The organism is Arthrobacter sp. 01L42 (genome assembly GCF_056400005.1).
Window position 1 is genome coordinate 94,456 of sequence record NZ_JBFTSL010000013.1, and the last position, 16,255, is coordinate 110,710.

17 protein-coding genes and 1 tRNA gene are annotated in these 16,255 nt (G+C 68.6%); 6 read left to right on the forward strand and 12 right to left on the reverse strand.

Going from position 1 to position 16,255, the window contains the following annotated elements; genetic code table 11:
- Positions 1 to 855: a phosphatase PAP2 family protein gene (locus tag AC1DN2_RS12990; RefSeq protein WP_230008678.1), complete on the reverse strand. Its 855-nt coding sequence runs from the start codon at positions 853 to 855 to the stop codon at positions 1 to 3.
- An 89-nt stretch (positions 856 to 944) separates the two neighbouring features.
- On the opposite strand from AC1DN2_RS12990, the gene AC1DN2_RS12995 reads away from it, so the two are divergent.
- Positions 945 to 1,445 (forward strand): nucleoside deaminase, encoded by a 501-nt coding sequence (locus AC1DN2_RS12995; protein WP_230008679.1) that lies wholly within the window; start codon positions 945 to 947, stop codon positions 1,443 to 1,445.
- A 10-nt stretch (positions 1,446 to 1,455) separates the two neighbouring features.
- On the opposite strand, the gene AC1DN2_RS13000 is transcribed toward AC1DN2_RS12995, so the two are convergent.
- From AC1DN2_RS13000 to AC1DN2_RS13015, 4 genes are read right to left on the reverse strand one after another with little or no spacing between them, the layout of a single operon-like run.
- Positions 1,456 to 2,787 (reverse strand): DNA glycosylase AlkZ-like family protein, encoded by a 1,332-nt coding sequence (locus tag AC1DN2_RS13000; RefSeq protein WP_476850630.1) that lies wholly within the window; start codon positions 2,785 to 2,787, stop codon positions 1,456 to 1,458.
- A 35-nt stretch (positions 2,788 to 2,822) separates the two neighbouring features.
- A complete protein-coding gene (locus AC1DN2_RS13005; protein ID WP_476850631.1) occupies positions 2,823 to 4,082 on the reverse strand; it encodes a glycosyltransferase in 1,260 nt (419 codons plus the stop codon).
- Positions 4,083 to 4,091: 9 nt separating this feature from the next.
- Entirely contained in the window at positions 4,092 to 4,490 is a 399-nt protein-coding gene (locus AC1DN2_RS13010) for a 6-pyruvoyl trahydropterin synthase family protein (protein WP_476850632.1), read from the reverse strand.
- Between the two features lie 3 nt (positions 4,491 to 4,493).
- Positions 4,494 to 5,555, reverse strand: a complete 1,062-nt coding sequence (locus tag AC1DN2_RS13015; RefSeq protein WP_476850633.1) for a zinc-dependent alcohol dehydrogenase — start codon at positions 5,553 to 5,555, stop codon at positions 4,494 to 4,496.
- A 127-nt stretch (positions 5,556 to 5,682) separates the two neighbouring features.
- Here AC1DN2_RS13015 and AC1DN2_RS13020 point away from each other — a divergent pair.
- From AC1DN2_RS13020 to AC1DN2_RS13035, 4 genes are all read left to right on the forward strand, one after another.
- Positions 5,683 to 5,769, forward strand: a tRNA-Ser gene (locus tag AC1DN2_RS13020).
- A gap of 262 nt (positions 5,770 to 6,031) precedes the next feature.
- Positions 6,032 to 6,223 (forward strand): hypothetical protein, encoded by a 192-nt coding sequence (locus AC1DN2_RS13025; RefSeq protein ID WP_476850634.1) that lies wholly within the window; start codon positions 6,032 to 6,034, stop codon positions 6,221 to 6,223.
- Positions 6,224 to 6,653: 430 nt separating this feature from the next.
- On the forward strand, positions 6,654 to 7,259 hold the full coding sequence (locus AC1DN2_RS13030; protein WP_476850635.1) for a dihydrofolate reductase family protein: 606 nt from the start codon (positions 6,654 to 6,656) through the stop codon (positions 7,257 to 7,259).
- A gap of 89 nt (positions 7,260 to 7,348) precedes the next feature.
- Complete coding sequence (locus tag AC1DN2_RS13035) at positions 7,349 to 7,786, forward strand: hypothetical protein (protein WP_476850636.1); 438 nt, start codon at positions 7,349 to 7,351, stop codon at positions 7,784 to 7,786.
- Positions 7,787 to 7,872: 86 nt separating this feature from the next.
- Here the strand turns inward: AC1DN2_RS13035 and AC1DN2_RS13040 are convergent, their stop codons facing one another.
- Positions 7,873 to 8,649 (reverse strand): type 1 glutamine amidotransferase domain-containing protein, encoded by a 777-nt coding sequence (locus tag AC1DN2_RS13040; RefSeq protein WP_476850637.1) that lies wholly within the window; start codon positions 8,647 to 8,649, stop codon positions 7,873 to 7,875.
- Positions 8,650 to 8,776: 127 nt separating this feature from the next.
- On the opposite strand from AC1DN2_RS13040, the gene AC1DN2_RS13045 reads away from it, so the two are divergent.
- Positions 8,777 to 9,145 carry a hypothetical protein gene (locus AC1DN2_RS13045; protein ID WP_476850638.1) on the forward strand — a complete coding sequence of 123 codons (369 nt, stop codon included), beginning with the start codon at positions 8,777 to 8,779 and terminating at the stop codon, positions 9,143 to 9,145.
- 121 nt (positions 9,146 to 9,266) lie between these two features.
- Here AC1DN2_RS13045 and AC1DN2_RS13050 read toward each other — a convergent pair whose 3' ends face one another.
- The 6 genes from AC1DN2_RS13050 to AC1DN2_RS13075 all read right to left on the reverse strand — a co-directional run bounded on the left by AC1DN2_RS13050 (position 9,267) and on the right by AC1DN2_RS13075 (position 16,252).
- A complete protein-coding gene (locus AC1DN2_RS13050) occupies positions 9,267 to 9,506 on the reverse strand; it encodes a hypothetical protein (RefSeq protein ID WP_476850639.1) in 240 nt (79 codons plus the stop codon).
- A 180-nt stretch (positions 9,507 to 9,686) separates the two neighbouring features.
- On the reverse strand, positions 9,687 to 10,328 hold the full coding sequence (locus AC1DN2_RS13055) for a LutC/YkgG family protein (RefSeq protein ID WP_476850640.1): 642 nt from the start codon (positions 10,326 to 10,328) through the stop codon (positions 9,687 to 9,689).
- On the reverse strand, positions 10,325 to 11,887 hold the full coding sequence (locus tag AC1DN2_RS13060; RefSeq protein WP_476850641.1) for a LutB/LldF family L-lactate oxidation iron-sulfur protein: 1,563 nt from the start codon (positions 11,885 to 11,887) through the stop codon (positions 10,325 to 10,327). Before AC1DN2_RS13060 ends, AC1DN2_RS13055 begins: the two co-directional genes overlap by 4 nt.
- On the reverse strand, positions 11,884 to 12,687 hold the full coding sequence (locus AC1DN2_RS13065) for a (Fe-S)-binding protein (RefSeq protein ID WP_230010532.1): 804 nt from the start codon (positions 12,685 to 12,687) through the stop codon (positions 11,884 to 11,886). The genes AC1DN2_RS13060 and AC1DN2_RS13065 overlap by 4 nt, the downstream gene beginning before the upstream one ends.
- Positions 12,684 to 14,216: a rhamnulokinase gene (locus tag AC1DN2_RS13070; protein WP_476850642.1), complete on the reverse strand. Its 1,533-nt coding sequence runs from the start codon at positions 14,214 to 14,216 to the stop codon at positions 12,684 to 12,686. The genes AC1DN2_RS13065 and AC1DN2_RS13070 overlap by 4 nt, the downstream gene beginning before the upstream one ends.
- On the reverse strand, positions 14,213 to 16,252 hold the full coding sequence (locus tag AC1DN2_RS13075; RefSeq protein ID WP_476850643.1) for a bifunctional aldolase/short-chain dehydrogenase: 2,040 nt from the start codon (positions 16,250 to 16,252) through the stop codon (positions 14,213 to 14,215). The genes AC1DN2_RS13070 and AC1DN2_RS13075 overlap by 4 nt, the downstream gene beginning before the upstream one ends.
- Positions 16,253 to 16,255: the final 3 nt, after the last annotated feature.

Below are 16,255 nucleotides of genomic sequence, written 5' to 3' on the forward strand. Positions count from 1 at the left end.
TCACCCGGATGCTGAGGACCGTCCCGCGGGGCCGGAGGTATCGGCGTCGTTCGTCCCTGCCTGTGCAGTGCCGACGGCACTGCCTTTGGTGGCGCCTTCATGCAGGTGGGCGGGATGCTCAAAAGTCGGCGCGTCGCCGGCGTGTTCGCGGTGCCGGAGCACGTGGAAGAGCCGGTGGGCCAGGATCACGATCCCCACCCACGCCAGACCAATGACCCACCCGACGATCACATCCGTCATCCAGTGATGGCCCAGGTAGACCCTGCTCAGGCCCATCGCGACGATGAAGATCACACCAGCGGCGATCAGGGCGATCCGGGCGCCGGTCCGCTTGATGTGCAGGCAGGCCAGGTACACCACGAGCGCGATCACCACCGTGGTGTTCAGCGTGTGGCCGCTCGGGAACGACGGCGAGTTCTCGTAGGGCGGCACGGCGTCGGCATGGTCCGGGCGGGTCCGGCCGATCAGTTTCTTGCCCAGGGACGTGGCCGTCACGGAGACCGCGGCTGCGCCGCCGATCAGGATCAGCGGCCGCCACGACCGGGAGGTGTAGATGAGCACTGCCGTGAGGATGCTGGCCAGGATGGGCATCCCGATGCCGCCGCCGATGTTGGTGAATCCCGTGATGAACGCGTCGAGGCCGGGGTTGCGAAGCTGCTCCATGAACGCCAGCGCCGGCTTGTCCAGGTTCGCCAGGCCCGCGTCGTCCACCACGTTGTCGTAGACCTCGGCACTCGTCAGGGCCAGGATCACCACCACCACGCCGCCGATCAGCATGGTGATCCACAGCGCCGCGTAGGGCACCACCCATTTGCCCCAGCGCTCCGTCAGCCAGTTCTCTGTTCTGGTGGTCACGGCCGTCTCCCGAATATTTGACTATTTGAACCCGTGGACTGCGCAGCCGGGCTGCACAGCATGCTTAGGATCGAAACTATCATTGACCCATGACTGCCCCTGAGCCCCGCCATGCCCAGTGGATGGGCCTTGCCCTGGTTGAGGCCCGGAATGCCCTGGCCACCGCAGACGTGCCGATCGGCGCCGTCGTGATCGGGCCGGACGGTTCGGTGCTGGGCACCGGGCGAAACGAACGCGAGGCCCTCGGAGACCCGACGGCCCACGCCGAGATGGTCGCCATCCGGGAGGCCGCCGCGCGGTTGCGGTCGCACCGGGCCCTGGAGGGCAAGGGCGACGACGGCTGGCGGCTGGAGGACTGCACGCTGGTGGTGACGCTGGAACCCTGCGCGATGTGCGCTGGAGCGATCGTCCTCGCCAGGATTCCGCGGGTGGTGTTCGGTGCCTGGGACGAGAAGGCCGGCGCCGCTGGTTCCGTGTTCGACATCCTCCGCGAGCGCCGGCTCAACCACTGGGTGGAAGTGGTTGCAGGCGTCCGTGAGCAGGAGTGCGCAGCGCTGCTGCGGGACTTCTTCGCCGGGCACCGCGCCTGATCCGTTCCGGCTAGCCTGCGCCGCCGGCAGATGACGCGCCAGCCGGTGACGCTGAGGCTGCCGCGGAAGCCGCGAGCCCATCGATCCGCTTCTGCCGGGAGGCCGGAGAGTCCAGGCTGAAGGCCCGGAAATCACCGAGGTCCTCGCGGATCCAGGCTTCCACCTCGGCGATCCGCTGCGTCACCGCGGGCGTGGGGCCGTGGAACAGCCAGGGCACGATCCGTTCCTGGGCCGGATCGTACTGCCAGAGTCCGATGATCAGGCCGCGGTCCAGGATCGGGTGGTCCGGGAGATCCGCCTGCAGCGCGAGCGACCCCAGTGCCGGCTTGTGCAGGTCCTCCTCGGCCAGCAGGTCCGCCGCGTTGCGGCGCAGCAGGAACAGGGAATCCGTTCCTGCCAGCAGCTGGATCTGTTCCCCCGCCGGCTCCTCGAAGGCGGCGAGGCTGCCGAGGTCCTCGGGCAGCATCCACAGCGGGTCCCCGCCGCCGGCGGCATGTGACCCGGCCATTACTGTGGACAAGGCGGTGGGCACCTCGACGGCGCCGACGGCGGCGAGGGCCGCCTTGCTTTGCGCCACGGTGAACCCCGTAAACCATTGCGACTGTTTGAAGGTGGCCCCGCCGGTCCAGCCCAGGTAGCGGCGGATCAGCTCAGTGCGCGCATCCTCGTCGTCAAGATCGCTGGGCGGCAGGCCCCACGGCTGGTAGGCGTAGCGCTGCTGGTCCAGGCGCCCGTTCGCCGGGACCCTGCGGATCCGGCCGTCGGACTGCAGGATCCCGAGTGCGGTAGGCAACGTGGTGGTGGCGCCCTTTTTCTTGCCTTCCTCGCCAAGGTTGCGCACTGAATCGCCGAGCTCGTCCTTGAGCTGCCGCGGATCCATGGGCCCCTCCGCCTCGGCGAGGGTGTGCAGCACCTGCTCTTCCAGCAGCGTGATCTCGCCGCGATCCACGCCGAGCCGGCCGACCACCTTGAACGCGGACTCGGCCGCGTCCCGGCCCAGCTGAAGCGCCCAGGCGAAGTCTTCCCGGCCCAGGACGTAGGTGCAGCCGCGGGCGACCGGGAGTTCCAGGATCCGGTGGGCGAGGACGTCGGTGTCCACTTGTTCGCGGCGGATGCCGGCGCGGGCGAAGAGCGTGAGGTAGGGGTTGGCGCCGCCCACGGACCGGGCCCAGCCTGCCCGGGCGAGAACCTGCTCCGCCGTGCAGCCGGCCAGCGAGCCGTCCAGGCCCTGCCGGTGCCAGGACCATGCCCGGAGCCGCTCCGGGGTCAGGCTCTGCGGCTCCGGCAGGTTGACGGGCTTTTCTACCGACGGCGATTGCGTGGCGACAGGGTGGGTGCTCATGGGCTCATTCTCCAACAGCTTCTCTGTCAGCGGTATCAAGAAGCCGTATCAACCCGCGCCGTCTGGTTTCTGGGTGCCTCTGTTTCACCGAGTTCCGCGGTTTCCGCGGTTTCGGTGGGTTCCGTCGGTTCCGTGGGTTCCGTCGGTTCCGTCGACAGGAAGCCCAGAACGGTCCGGGCGGTGGCGTCCCAGCCGGGCAACCGGCCCCGGGCAGCCGCTGCCGCCTCCCGCCAGCGGTCCCTGAGACCGGGGTCGTCCAGCCAGCGGCGGAGCAGGTCCGCCAGCGGAGCGGGGTCCGTTCCGAGCCCGACGGCGGCGCCCGGCAACCCGGGCACCGGAGTCCCGGGCGGAGTGTCCGGCGTCGGAGTGCCGGCCGCCGGCGGCCCGGGCAGGGTGCCGGCGGCGAGCGCCTCGACGGCTCCGGTGCCCTGGCGCACCACCACGGGAATGCCGCGGGCCAGCGATTCGGTGACCACCAGGCCGTAGGTTTCGGCCCGGGAAATCAGCAGGCTGAGATCGGCCGCATCCCATTTAGCATCCAGTGCCGGGCCACGGAGCTCGCCCGGGATGCGGATCCTCCCGGCCAGGCCCAGGCGTTCCACGGACTTCCGGAGCTGCGCGGCGTAGGCCGGATCGGCGGTGTCCGAGCCGATGAGGGACGCCGTCCAGGGCACATCCGTGAGCCGGGCCAGCGCGTCCAGCAGGAGCGACTGGTCCTTGTTCGGCAGCAGGGCCGCCACGGCGATGAGGTGCGGCGCGCCGGTTGACAGGCTGCCGGACGCGAGCGGCGCGGGGGCGGTCCCGGGCAGGGCCACCCGGAGGCCGTCGAGGCCGTGGCGGGCGCGGATGCCCGCCGCGGCCGAACCGCTCGTGCAGATGACGCCGGCAGCGGCCCGCAGGGCCCTGCGTTCGCGCTCCGCGTGGTCCGGCTGGGGCATGTGCAGCAGGATCCAGACCCGGACCCCGGCCGCAGCAGCCGCTTCCAGCTCGTCGGGCGCACCGCAGGCGAGGAGGCTGTCGACCACCGTCACCGTGCCCCAGGTTGCGGCGCCGGCAGTTGCAGGGCCGCCGCCCCCGGCCGGGCCGCCGTCGGGCCCGGCGTGGAGCAGCGTGGCCAGGCGCCGCCGGTCCCCCGCGCTGCCTCCCGGCCAGTCGCCGTCGAGCGGGCAGGTTTCCACCGCGGCACCGAGGGCCGCCAGTTCGGCGGCGAGCGCCGCGTTGTAGACGTTGCCACCGGAGTTGTGCCGGACGTTGCCGGGCACCACAAGACGGATACGAGGGTTGGCCGGCGGCATCTGCGGCGCCTAGCGGGCGTCGAAGTCCAGCGAGTAGCTGGCCCAGGCATCGGGGGTCTCGCGCAGGGTGACGTCCAGCCCGGCGAGGTCGCGCCCGTCGTTGCCGACACGGATCTGGGCGGCGACGGCGTCGGCGATGTACCGGGCGAGGGCTTCGGTGGTGCTCAGCTTGCCGAAGAAGTCCGGGTGCTCGTCGAGGTTCTTGTAGTTCAGCTCGTCCAGGATCTCGTCCACCGCGTCCCCTGCGGCGCCGATGTCCAGCACAATCGCGTCGTCATTGAGCTCACGACGGCGGAAGGTCACCTCCGTGACGAACGTGGCCCCGTGCAGGCCCTGGGCCGGGCCGAAGACCTCGCGCGGAAGGCTGTGGGCGATCATGAAATTGCGGCGGACGGTCAGACTAAACACGGGCTACCTCGTGGCTTCGGTGGGCTGGGCGGCGGATTTGAACTCAGTGGGCTGGGCGGCGGATTGAGCGTCCCAGGACGGGTATTCGATGACGTGGCACAGGGCGTCCAGGTTGCCGTCGGCGAGGCGCTGGACGACGCCGGGGAGCTCTGCGAACGTCGAGGAGCCGGTCAGGAAGGCATCGAAGACCGGATCCTGCAGCAGGGACACGGCGAGTGCGAGACGCTCGGCGTTGGTGCGGCGGTGCCGGCGGGCGCGGGCCACCATCCCCACCTGGCTGGCGCGGATGGACAGACGGCGGGCGTGGAAGTCCTCCCCCAGTGGGAGGGAGATTTTCCGGTCGGCGTACCAGGACATTTCGATGATGTCGCCGTCGTCGCCCACCAGCTGCAGGCTCCGTTGCAGTCCTTCCTGCGAGGCCGAGCAGTGGATCACGATGTCGCAGTCCGGGAGGGCGTCGTCGGGGTGGCTGAAGTCGACGCCGAGTGCGTCCGCGAACGCTCTTTTGGCGGGGTCGACGTCGATCAGTTGCAGCCGCGCGAGCGGAAACCCGGCCAGGAGCTTGGCCACCATGCCGCCGACCAGTCCGGCCCCAATCACGGCAACCCTGTCGCCCAGGCGGGGTCCGGCCTCCCAGAGGCCGTTGATCGCGGTTTCCACGGTGCCGGTGAGCACCGCGCGGCGGGCCGGGACGCCGTCGGGAATGATGGTGAGGGCTTCGACCGGGACGATGAAGCGGTCCTGGTGCGGATAGAGGCAGAAGACGGTCTTCCCGGCCCAGCCCTCCGGTCCGTCCTCGACCACGCCCACGGTGAGGTAGCCGAACTTCACCGGGTAGGGGAAGGAACCCTCCTGGTTGGGGGCGGCCATTGCGTTTGCGACGCACTCCGGGACGCTCGCGTGGTGGACTACCAGTTCGGTGCCCTTGCTGATGCCCGAATACAGGGTCCGGACCAGTGCCTCGCCGGGTCCGGGGGCGGGCAGGTCCTCGCTGCGGAGCTCGCCTTGTTCCGGGCCGACGGTCCAATAGGCGGTGGCCGTGGCGTGCTGTTCAGAAGTCGTCATTGTGCTTACGAATCTAGTGCCCGGGCTGTTCGCGGGGAAGGGTGACGGGTTCCGGCGAGTCGGCGGGCAGGGGCCGTTGGGGCTCGTTTTGTGGATGGGCGCCTTGCTCCGGTACCCTAGTCAGGTTGGTGACGTGTCCGAGCGGCCGAAGGTGCAACACTCGAAATGTTGTTTGGTGTAAAAGCCAACGTGGGTTCAAATCCCACCGTCACCGCGAAATAGCGGGGCCCCTGCTTCCCTTTGTTTACAAGGGAAGCAGGGGCCTTTACTTTGCCTGGATTTAGGGGTTGCCCACACTAACCAGTGAGACGACGTGATCCAGCGAGTCCGACACTGAGTCCAGGTCGCCGTCAAACAGGTCTGCGTGAACGCCAACGTGATGGGGGCCGGGGTCGCTTCGACTCCGGCCCTCGTTCTTGCTTGAACACGGCCCGGCCGTCTCGGCACAGCGCACGGCGTCGCCTACCATCGGGAGCATGACGATCAGGGTGGACGACGAAGGCAACCTCTACACAATGAACGATTGCTACAGCTGCGACAACGAGGGACCTCATTACTCGTCCTTCGTCGTAAACGGGAGCCCCGTCTTCCAGTGCGCGCGGTGCATGGGCCCGGTCAGCGACACTTCGCCGGCCCCATCGACCTGGCTGCCGGGAGCCAAGGGGTAGGGGCGTCACAATCCCTACAGCTGGCCAAGGAAACGCGAGTTGCCGGCCGTGATGTATCTCCCCCGGGAAGACAGGGGGGTCGAGCGCACGAAAGGCGTCACGTTGGCTGAATCAGCGCGGCAAGCCCCGCGGTAACGCGGCAGTGACAGAACATTTGTGAACGGTGAGGGCAACCGCAAGTTGGGGCCCTCTGGGCGCAGCAACGCCGGGGCAACGCGCAGTTTGCGATCGAAGCACTCACCGAGGCGGCTGAGTCTCCGGTCAACCAGGCCTAGACCGACATTGAGACCCACAATCCGACGCATGCGCCCGGGTGAGGAGACCGGCGGGACCAGCCGCCGGAGGCATTGGCGAGGATGCCATCACCTGCTAGGCTCCCCAGAATCCCCACACGACCGCATGCCAGTCGCAATCCCTCAGGAGGTTCGCGATGCCGGACACCACCTGCCACATGTCGATCTCGCTGGACGGCTTCGTCGCCGGGCCGGACCAGAGCCGCGAGAACCCCCTGGGCAAGCGGGGGCAGGAGCTGCACCGCTGGCACATCGGCGACCCGCGGGCCAACGACGCCGACAAGGTCGCGAACGAGTGGCTCATGCGCCCACGGGGCGCGTATGTGATGGGTCGGAACATGTTCGGCCCGATCCGCGGGGACTGGGATGAAGAATGGACCGGGTGGTGGGGAGCCGAACCGCCGTACCACGCGCCGGTGTTCGTGCTGACCCATCACGGACATGACCCGATCCAGATGGACGGCGGAACGACCTTCCACTTCGTCACCGAGGGCTTCGACGCGGCCTACTCCGCAGCCCGCCAGGCCGCCGGGAATAAGGGCGTGGACATCGCCGGCGGGGCCTCCACCGTCCGGCAGGCGCTGATCGCCGGCGTGATCGACGAGCTTACCCTCGACATCGCACCGGTCCTGCTCGGTTCGGGCGAGCGCATCTTCGACGGGGTTGAATCCTTCGGCTTCGAGCCCGCCGAGGTGCTCCACTCACCGCTGGCCACCCACGTCCGTTACCGCCGCGCCAGTTAAGTCCGTAGGCGCTGCGGGTCTCACAACCAGAGAGGTACGCCGTGGGGAGCGGGACGAGATTGAGCAGGGGCCGCAAAATATGGCTCGGTGTGCTGGCAGTAACGGTTGCCTCTGTCACTGCTTTCTTCCTCTGGTCATCGTGGAAGAGCGATCAGATTGTCGCTGAGCTCAAGTCGATTGCCGACCGCCTCCAGCCAGAGCCGGGCTGGGAACCCTTGAGAACACAGCAGCCGGTGGGCAGTGCGCTGTGCATCCCGCTTGATGGGCCTTGCTCCCAGTACGCATACCGTTGGGACACTCACCGGAAGTACCGGGAGGGTGACCTGGAGCGGTACGTTCAGCAGGTGGGTTTGACGCCACAGGAGTACAAGCCATGCGTACGGGAACAGAGGATCAATGCGGGCGGACTGGACTGCCGGGGTGTTGGCGTCATTGACGGCTGGAACGTACGCATCACGATCAGTGACTACGGTCGGGACGACGACACCAACATTGTGCAGGTCGTGGTCAACAAGTACGGCTACTGATCCTTGTTTTGTGTTCGCGGTTGCCGCAGACCGGAGGCGGACACCCCGTTGCCGGGGTGCCCGCCAGTTTCAGTGCGATCTTGGTGCTAGTGCTCCGCTTCTGCGGCAGCCTTCTTGGCGTCTTTCTCGGCGTCCTTCTCGGCGCGCAGAGCCTCCGCGTCGTGCTGTTCCTCGGCTTTTTCCTGATGGATGACCGCTGCGAAGAGCTTCTCCATCTCCTTGGCCACGCCGGCGGCCGAGGCCGGGTTCTGGCCGGTCACCAGCCGGTCGTCAACCACGACCTTCTCCTCAAAGACATCAGCGGAGACGTGGGTGGCGCCCTGTTCCTCAAGTCGGTCGGCCAAGAAGAACGGGATGACCTTGTCCTTCCCGGCGGCAACCTCCTCGTCGTTGGTGAAGGCGGCCACCTTCCGGCCCTCGACGAGGCGAAGCCCGTTCTTCAATTCCACGTTCAGCAGGCCGGCCGGTCCATGGCAGACCGCGCCCACCAAGCCGCCGGCGTTGTAGACGCTGGCCACCAGATTCTGCAAGCCTTCGCTGTCCGGGAAGTCCCACATGGTGCCGTGGCCGCCCACGAGGTAGACGGCGTCGTACTGGTCGGGGTCAACGACGTCGACGCGGGCAGTGTTGTAGAGTCCGGCGCGCGTGGTCTCGTCCTCCGTGAAGGCGACCTGGATGGGATCTTCTGAGTCCACCTCGTCGCGCGGAGGCTGGCCGCCCTGGATGGACGCGAAGTCGACGAAATGCCCGGAATCCTTGAAGACCTTCCAGGGATGTGCAGCCTCCGCCACGTTGTAGCCGGTCTTCTCTCCGGTATCGCCGATCTCGGAAACGCTGGTCAGTACCATGAGGATTTTCTTCATGAAGTGCTCCTTTCGTCCAACTTCCACCCTACGCCCAGCCCAATTCGGGCCCTCCCCGCTGTCTTTTGCCTGCCGGCAGGCTTGCCTGGCACTTGACCATTGAGGCAGCGCCCGAGAGCCTTGGGGCATGACAGCTCAATACCACTTGGGCCTCGCAGCCGCTGCAGGGTTGGCGCTGCTGTGCGGGTGCGCGATGCAGGGGGATCCGGCGAGTGGGACCCCGGCCAACCCAACAACTATGGCCGCCTCAGGCTCGCCGTACAGTCTCTACACACACTGCGGCATCCATGAAGCGCTCGTGCAGGGCACCTATTTCGTCGCGGACGAGGCGCTGGACGACGGCCACGGCAACCCGCCTGAAGGCTGGAAAAACCCCTACCAGCCCGGCGCCATCACCGTGACCGGCCCAAAGGCCATCTTCCGCGATGAAGCCGGCCACACGGTGACATTCCATGCCCGCCTTGGCGCCACAGCTTTCCTCAACACCTGCTCCTAGAACGCAGGCAGCGGCACCCGAAGCCAAAACCGCCTAGTCGTCGCAGTTCTGCAGGACCCAGTTCTGAGCGCGCCAGATGACGTTGTAGAGGTTTTAGGGTGCGTCGAGCGCTGCCAGCCGTTCACAGCTCCCCGTCGAGGTGCTCCATCTCCAGGCACGCGTCCTCGTAGGAAACGTCGCCGTTCCGGAATGCCTGCTCAAGTTCCTTGGCCCTGCGCCGTGAATGGGCCGTGCTCAGTGTTCCCGTGAGGCCAGCCTCCAGATAGTCGAACCTGGAGTGCGTGGGCTGCTGGTCGCGGGCGTGGTCGCTTGCGGGGACGTGCCGGCGGATTGTCGCGTGGAACCAGGCGCCGGGGTGCATTAGGCGATGCGCATAGGCTCTGGGGTCGACTAGGTACATGCTTCCATGGTTCAACTCCCTGCTGAGAAGACCATGAGTTTCCTCTGAGTGATCGGGGCAAACGACTTTCCGGGGCCATCACCGCCAACCAGGAGGCCCCGCGTCCCTCGTGCTGGCAGGAAGCGGGCCCCGGCCTCCCGCCTACCTCCGGACGATCACGACGTCCAGGGTCCGGGGGCCGTGGACGCCTTCGACGCGTTCGAGTTCGATGTCGCTGGTGGCGCTGGGGCCGCTGATCCAGGTCTGCGGGCGGGTGCCGTCGAGCCGGCGGAGGGCCTCCGGCAGGATGGCGGTAATGTCCCCGGCCCGGACGATGCAGATGTGCCGGTCCGGGACGAGGCTGATGACCCGGCGCCCCTGGTCCGGTGCGGCATCGAGGATGATGGTGCCGGTTTCGGCGACGGCGACGGCGCTGCCGGTGACGACGGCGTCAATCCCGTCGAGCTCCTCGACGCTGAGCCGCTGCCCGGGGGCGTCCGTGACGCGGCGGCCGGAGCCGCCGTCGTGAGCGTCCGCCTCCGAGAACAGCGCCTGGTCCAGACCGTGTGGCACAGCGTAGCGGCCGGTGCCCTCGAGGAGCGCGGCGAGCCGCTGCGGCACCGCGGCGGCTTCCTCGATGAAGACATTCGCCTTGTAGTCGAGGAGCCGGTCCGTCAGCAGCTCGATGAGCTCTTCTCCGCCCAGCCCGGAGGAGCGCCGGTAGTCGCGGGGCACCTCCGGTACTGCCGGGGCGTCCCGGAGGGCCGACCGGATCCGGTCGAGTATTTCTGCGCGCGCGCTCACGGGTTCTCCTCTGTTCCGGCTGGTCCTGGGCCGGCGGTCTCCGTGCCGGGGGCACCGGGTCCGGCGGCCCGGTGTTCCTTGTCCCACCACTGCCGGAAGGACTGTGCGGGCGGTGCAGGGATGTCCCGGCTCTGGGTCCAGCCGGCGGCGATGCCGGGCAGTTTGGTGATTTTCCGGTCCGGGCCGGCGGCTATCCGTCCCAGCGGGAGCGCCTTCTCCACGAGGCCGAGATTCTTTCCGGAGGACAGCGCCCAGGAGGCCGCCTTCATGCCCAGGTCCATCTGGCTCGGCAGCCGCTCCCTCCCACGCTTCCCGCGCTTGCCGCGTTTGCTGTCCACGTCCTCGCCGCGCAGGTGCACCAGGATGTCCGGGATGTTGATCTTCACCGGGCAGGCGTCGTAGCAGGCGCCGCACAGGGACGAGGCGTAGGGCAGGGAGTTGTTCTCCTCGGCCGTGATCCCGGTCAGCAGCGGCGACAGGATCGCGCCGATCGGGCCCGGGTAGGTGGATCCGTAGGCGTGCCCGCCGGTGCGTTCGTAGACGGGGCACACGTTCATGCAGGCGCTGCAACGGATGCAGTGCAGCGCGGAGCGGCCCATTTCGTCGGCCAGGGCGGCGCTGCGTCCGTTATCCAGCAGGACCAGGTGGACGTTCTGCGGGCCGTCATCGGGCGTGACGCCGGTCCACAGCGAGGTGTAGGGGTTCATCCGCTCGCCGGTGGAGGACCGCGGGAGCAACTGCATGAACACTTCGAGGTCCTCCCAGCCCGGCAGCAGTTTTTCGACGCCCATGACGGTGATGAGCGTTTCCGGCAGCGTCAGGCACATGCGCCCGTTGCCTTCGGATTCGACGACGGCGAGGGTCCCGGAGTCTGCGAGGGCGAAGTTCGCGCCGGACACGGCCACCTTGGCGCTGAGGAACTTGCGCCGCAGGTGTGCCCGGGCGGCCGCGGCGAGGCGGGCCGGCTCGTTGGTGAGCTCCGGATCCACCCCCTCCATTTCGCGCAGGAAGATGTCCCGGACCTGGCTGCGGTTCTTGTGGATGGCCGGGACCAGGATGTGGCTGGGCTTGTCGTGGTCCAGTTGGACGATGAGCTCGGCGAGGTCGGTCTCGTAAGCCGCGATGCCCCGTTCTTCGAGGTATTCGTTGAGGCCGATTTCCTGCGTGGCCATGGACTTGACCTTGACCACCTCGGTGGCGCCCTGGTCCCGGATGAGGGCGGCGACAATGCTGTTGGCTTCGCCGGCGTCGCGGGCCCAGTGGATGGTCCCGCCTCGGGCGGTGAAGTTCGCCTCGAACTCTTCGAGCAGTTCCGGCAGCCGGGCCATGACGGATTCCTTGATCGCCCGGCCCGCCTCGCGCAGCTCCTCCCAGTCGGGGAGTTCGGACACGACGGCCAGCCGCTTGTCCCGGATGGTCCGGGTGGCGTGGCCGAGGTTGGCCCGCAGCTGGGGGTTGCCGAGTTCGCGGCGGGCGGCTTTCGGGAAGGGCTCGTGTTCGTGCAGGTTGCCGATGCCGAAGACCGGCAGGGACGGCATCCCCAGGAATGTGCCGCTCATCGTGCGGTCCTTCCGGTGGTGAGGCGGACGTCGCCGGAGACGGCGGCGGGATTCTCGAGGGTGCTGGCCAGGATCTCGGCGAAGTGCATCGTGGTGACGCCGCTGCCCTGCCGGGACAGTCCGCCGCCGATGTGCATCAGGCAGGACGCGTCGCCGCCGGCGCAAAGTTCGGCGCCCGTGCCGCAGATGTTGGCGGTCTTGTCCGCCAGCATCGCCGAGGAGACGTCCGCGTTCTTCATCGAGAAGGTGCCGCCGAAGCCGCAGCACTGGTCGGCTTCGGGCAGTTCGGCCAGTTCGATGCCGCCGACCGAGCGCAACAGGTCCAGTTGGCGGTCGCCGAGCCGGAGCAGGCGCATGCCGTGGCAGCTGGGGTGGTAGGTGATCCGGTGCGGGAAGTACGAGCCCAGCTGCGCCGCTGCGTCGGTGACGCCCAGGACATCCACCAGGAGCTGGGAGAGCTCGTAGGTTTTGGCTCCGACGGCGGCGGCCCGGGCTTCCAGCCCGGCGTCCCCGCAGCGGCGGGCGACCATGGAGTGCTGGTGCTTCACGGAGGCGACGCAGGAGCCGGACGGTGCGACGGCGACGTCGTACTCCTCTTCTTCGAAAGCCTTCACATGGTTGGCGACGACGGGCAGCGCCTCCTTGAGGTAGCCGCTGTTGACGTGCATCTGCCCGCAGCAGGCCTGCCCGGCGGGAAAGATGACCTCGTGGCCGAGGCGTTCCAGGACGGACACCGTGGCGCGGGCCGTGGCCGGGTACATGGCGTCCACGATGCACGTGGCGAAAAGCGCGATCCTCACTGGGCACCTCCGGCGCTCTGGTGTGCCGCCACGGGTGAGGGCACGTACTCCGCCGAGTGCTGGGAGGCACGCACCACGGCGCGCAGCTCGCCCAGCCCGCCGCTGAGCACGCCGGCGGCGCGGGCCTGGACCAGGACGTTGCCCAGGGCCGTGGCCTCGACGGGTCCGGCGATCACGGTTTTTCCGGTGGCGTCGGCGGTGAGCTGGCACAGGAGCCCGTTCTGGGATCCGCCGCCCACAATGTGCACGACGCCGGCCCGGACGTCCGCGAGCCGTTCGGCGTCGGCGATGGTCCGGGCGTAGCCGGCGGCAAGGCTGTCCAGGATGCACCGCACGATGTGCGCGGGATGCTCCGGCAAGACAGCACCGGTGTTCCGGACCGCGCCCCGGATCCGTTCGGGCATGTTGTCCGGAGCGATGAAACAGGGGTCGTCGGCGTTGATGACCGGGCCGCCGGGCGGAAGAGTCGCGGCCGCGTCGAGCAGTTCCTCGAGCCCGGGCCGGTAGCCTTCGGCGGCCCAGGTGCGCTGGCATTCGCTGAGCAGCCAGAGGCCGCCGACGTTGCGCAGGTAGCGGATGGTGCCGTCCACGCCGCGTTCGTTGGTGAAGTTCGCGGTCCGGCTGGCCTCGGTCAGGACCGGGTGGGACAGTTCGACGCCGACCAGAGACCACGTGCCGGAGGAGACGTAGGCGAAATTGTCGTTAACACCTCCGGCGTCCGCCGGTACGGCGGCGACGGCCGAGGCGGTGTCGTGCGAGCCGACGGCCACCACGGCCGTGGTTTCGGGAAGTCCCAGGCGTCCCGCGATGTCCTTGGTGAGGGTGCCGACGGTCTCGCCGGGCTGGATCAGCGGCGGGAACAGGTTCGTGGGGAGGTCCAGCGCGGTGAGGAACTCCGTGGCCCACTCCCCCGCGACGGCGTCGAAGAGCCCGGTGGTGGAGGCGTTGGTGGCCTCGGTGCGGCGCTGGCCGGTGAGCAGGAACCCGATGAGGTCCGGGATGAGCAGCGCCTGCAGCCCCTCCAGCGCCGGCTCCGTGGCGAGCTGGTAGATCGTGTTGAACGGCAGGAACTGCAGCCCGGTGGTGGCGTAGAGCCGGGCCGGATCGAGTTTTTCGTGGACCCGGGAGATGGCGGCACGGGACCGGTCGTCGCGGTAGCTGAACGGCGCCGCGACCAGTTCACCGGCGTCGTTGACCAGCCCGTAGTCCACTGCCCAGGTGTCGATCCCGATGCTGGCGATGCTCTCGCCGCGGGCCGCGGCCGCCGTGGCGGCGGCCGCGAGCCCGGCGAGGACCTCGGCGAACAGCGCGTCGAAGTCCCAGCGGAGGCCGCCGTCGAGCTCCTTGACCCCGTTGGGGAACCGGTGCACGGTCTCCAGCTCGGCCCTCGCCCCACCGGGGCTGCCCGCGACCCGGCCCAGGATGACCCGGCCCGAGGACGCACCGATGTCGATTGCGGCAAAAGCACTGCCGGCAATGACATCCCCGGTGAACAGGCCGCCGCCGGGTGCGGTAGCAGGAAGGCTCATCGCAGGAAGGCCGCGGCCACGCCGGCGTCCACGGGGATGTGGAGCCCCGTGGTGTGGGAGAGCTCGCTGCCGGTGAGCACGGCGGCGGCGTTGGCCACGTTTTCGGGCAGCACTTCGCGCTTGAGCAGGGTGCGCTGGGCGTAGTACTTGCCCAGTTCCTCTTCCTGCACGCCGTAGACGGCGGCGCGCTTGGCGCCCCAGCCGCCGGCGAAGATCCCGGAGCCTCGGACCACGCCGTCGGGGTTGATGCCGTTGACCCGGATCCCGTACTCGCCCAGTTCCGCGGCGAGGAGCCTGACCTGGTGGGCCTGGTCTGCCTTGGTGGCGGAGTAGGCGATGTTGTTCGGGCCGGCGAACACGGAGTTCTTGGAGGAGATGTAGATGATGTCCCCGCCCATCTCCTGGCCGATCATCACCTGCGCGGTCGCCTTGGCCACCAGGAACGAGCCCTTGGCCATGACGTTGTGCTGGAGGTCCCAGTCCTTTTCCGTGGTTTCCAGCAGCGGCTTAGAGATGGAGAGCCCCGCGTTGTTGACCACCAGGTCCAGTCCGCCGAAGGCCAGGACGGCTTCCTGGATGGCGGCGGCGATCTGGGCTTCGTCGGTGACGTCGGCCTGGACCCCGATGGCGACGTCGGCGCCGCCGAGTTCCGCGGCCACGGCCCGGGCGTTGTCCAGGTTCAGGTCAGCGATGACCACGCACGCGCCGTCGGCGGCGAAGCGGGTGGCGATCGCCTTGCCGATGCCCGACGCCGCCCCGGTCACCAGTGCGATCCGGCCAACATGGGATTTCGGCTTGGGCATCCGGGCCAGTTTGGCTTCCTCCAGGGCCCAGTATTCGATCCGGAACTTCTCGGCTTCCTCGATCGGGGCATAGGTGGAGACGGCTTCGGCGCCGCGCATGACGTTGATGGCGTTGAGGTAGAACTCCCCCGCCACCCGGGCGGTCTGCTTGTTCGCGCCGAAGGAGAACATGCCCACGCCGGGCACCAGCACAATCGCCGGGTCCGCGCCGCGCAGGGCGGGGCTGTCCGGGGTCGCGTGCCGGTCGTAATACCCCTGGTAGTCCTCGCGGTAGGCGGCGTGGAGTTCCTTCAGCCGGGCCACAGAGTCTTCAACCGGGGCGTCGGCGGGCAGGTCCAGGACCAGCGGCTTGACCTTGGTGCGCAGGAAGTGGTCCGGGCAGGACGTGCCCAGGGCCCCGAGCCGCGGGTGTTCGGCGGCTTCGAGGAACGCCAGGACGGCGGGGTCGTCGCTGAAGTGCCCCAGCTGCGGCTTGTCCGTCGAGGCGAGTCCGCGGATCACGGGGGCCAGGGCGGCGGCCTTCGCGCGGCGCTCGGTTTCCGGGAGGGCGGCGTAGCCGGGCAGCTTGGGACCGAACGGTTCGTTCTTGCCGTGGTCCTTGATGTACTGCTCGGCCTGCTCAATGATCCACAGCGAGTTGGCTTCGGCTTCCTCGCTGGTGGCGCCCCAGGCGGTGATGCCGTGGCCGCCCAGGATGGTTCCGACGGCCTGCGGGTTGGCGTCCTTGATCGCGGCGATGTCCAGGCCGAGCTGGAAGCCGGGGCGCCGCCACGGCACCCACGCCACTTTCTCGCCGAAGATCTCCTTGGTCAGGGCCTCGCCGTCGGCGGCCGTGGCGATGGCGATCCCGGAGTCCGGGTGCAGGTGGTCCACGTGGGCGGCGTCGACCAGGCCGTGCATGGCGGTGTCGATCGAGGGGGCGGCGCCGCCCTTGCCGTGCAGGCAGTAATCGAACGCGGCCACCACGTCGTCTTCACGCTCGACGCCGGGGTAAACGTTCTTGAGCGCCTGCAGCCGGTCCAGCCGCAGCACGGCAAGGCCCTCGGCCTTCAGCGTGCCCAGATCCCCGCCGGAGCCCTTGACCCACAGGAGCTCGACGTCCTCGCCGGTCACGGGGTCCTTTTCGGTGCCCTTGGCGGAGGTGTTGCCGCCGGCGAAGTTGGTGTTCCGCTTGTCCGCGCCGAGGCGGTTCGAACGGGAGATCAGTTCTTCGACAGTCTTGTTCTCAGTCATAAC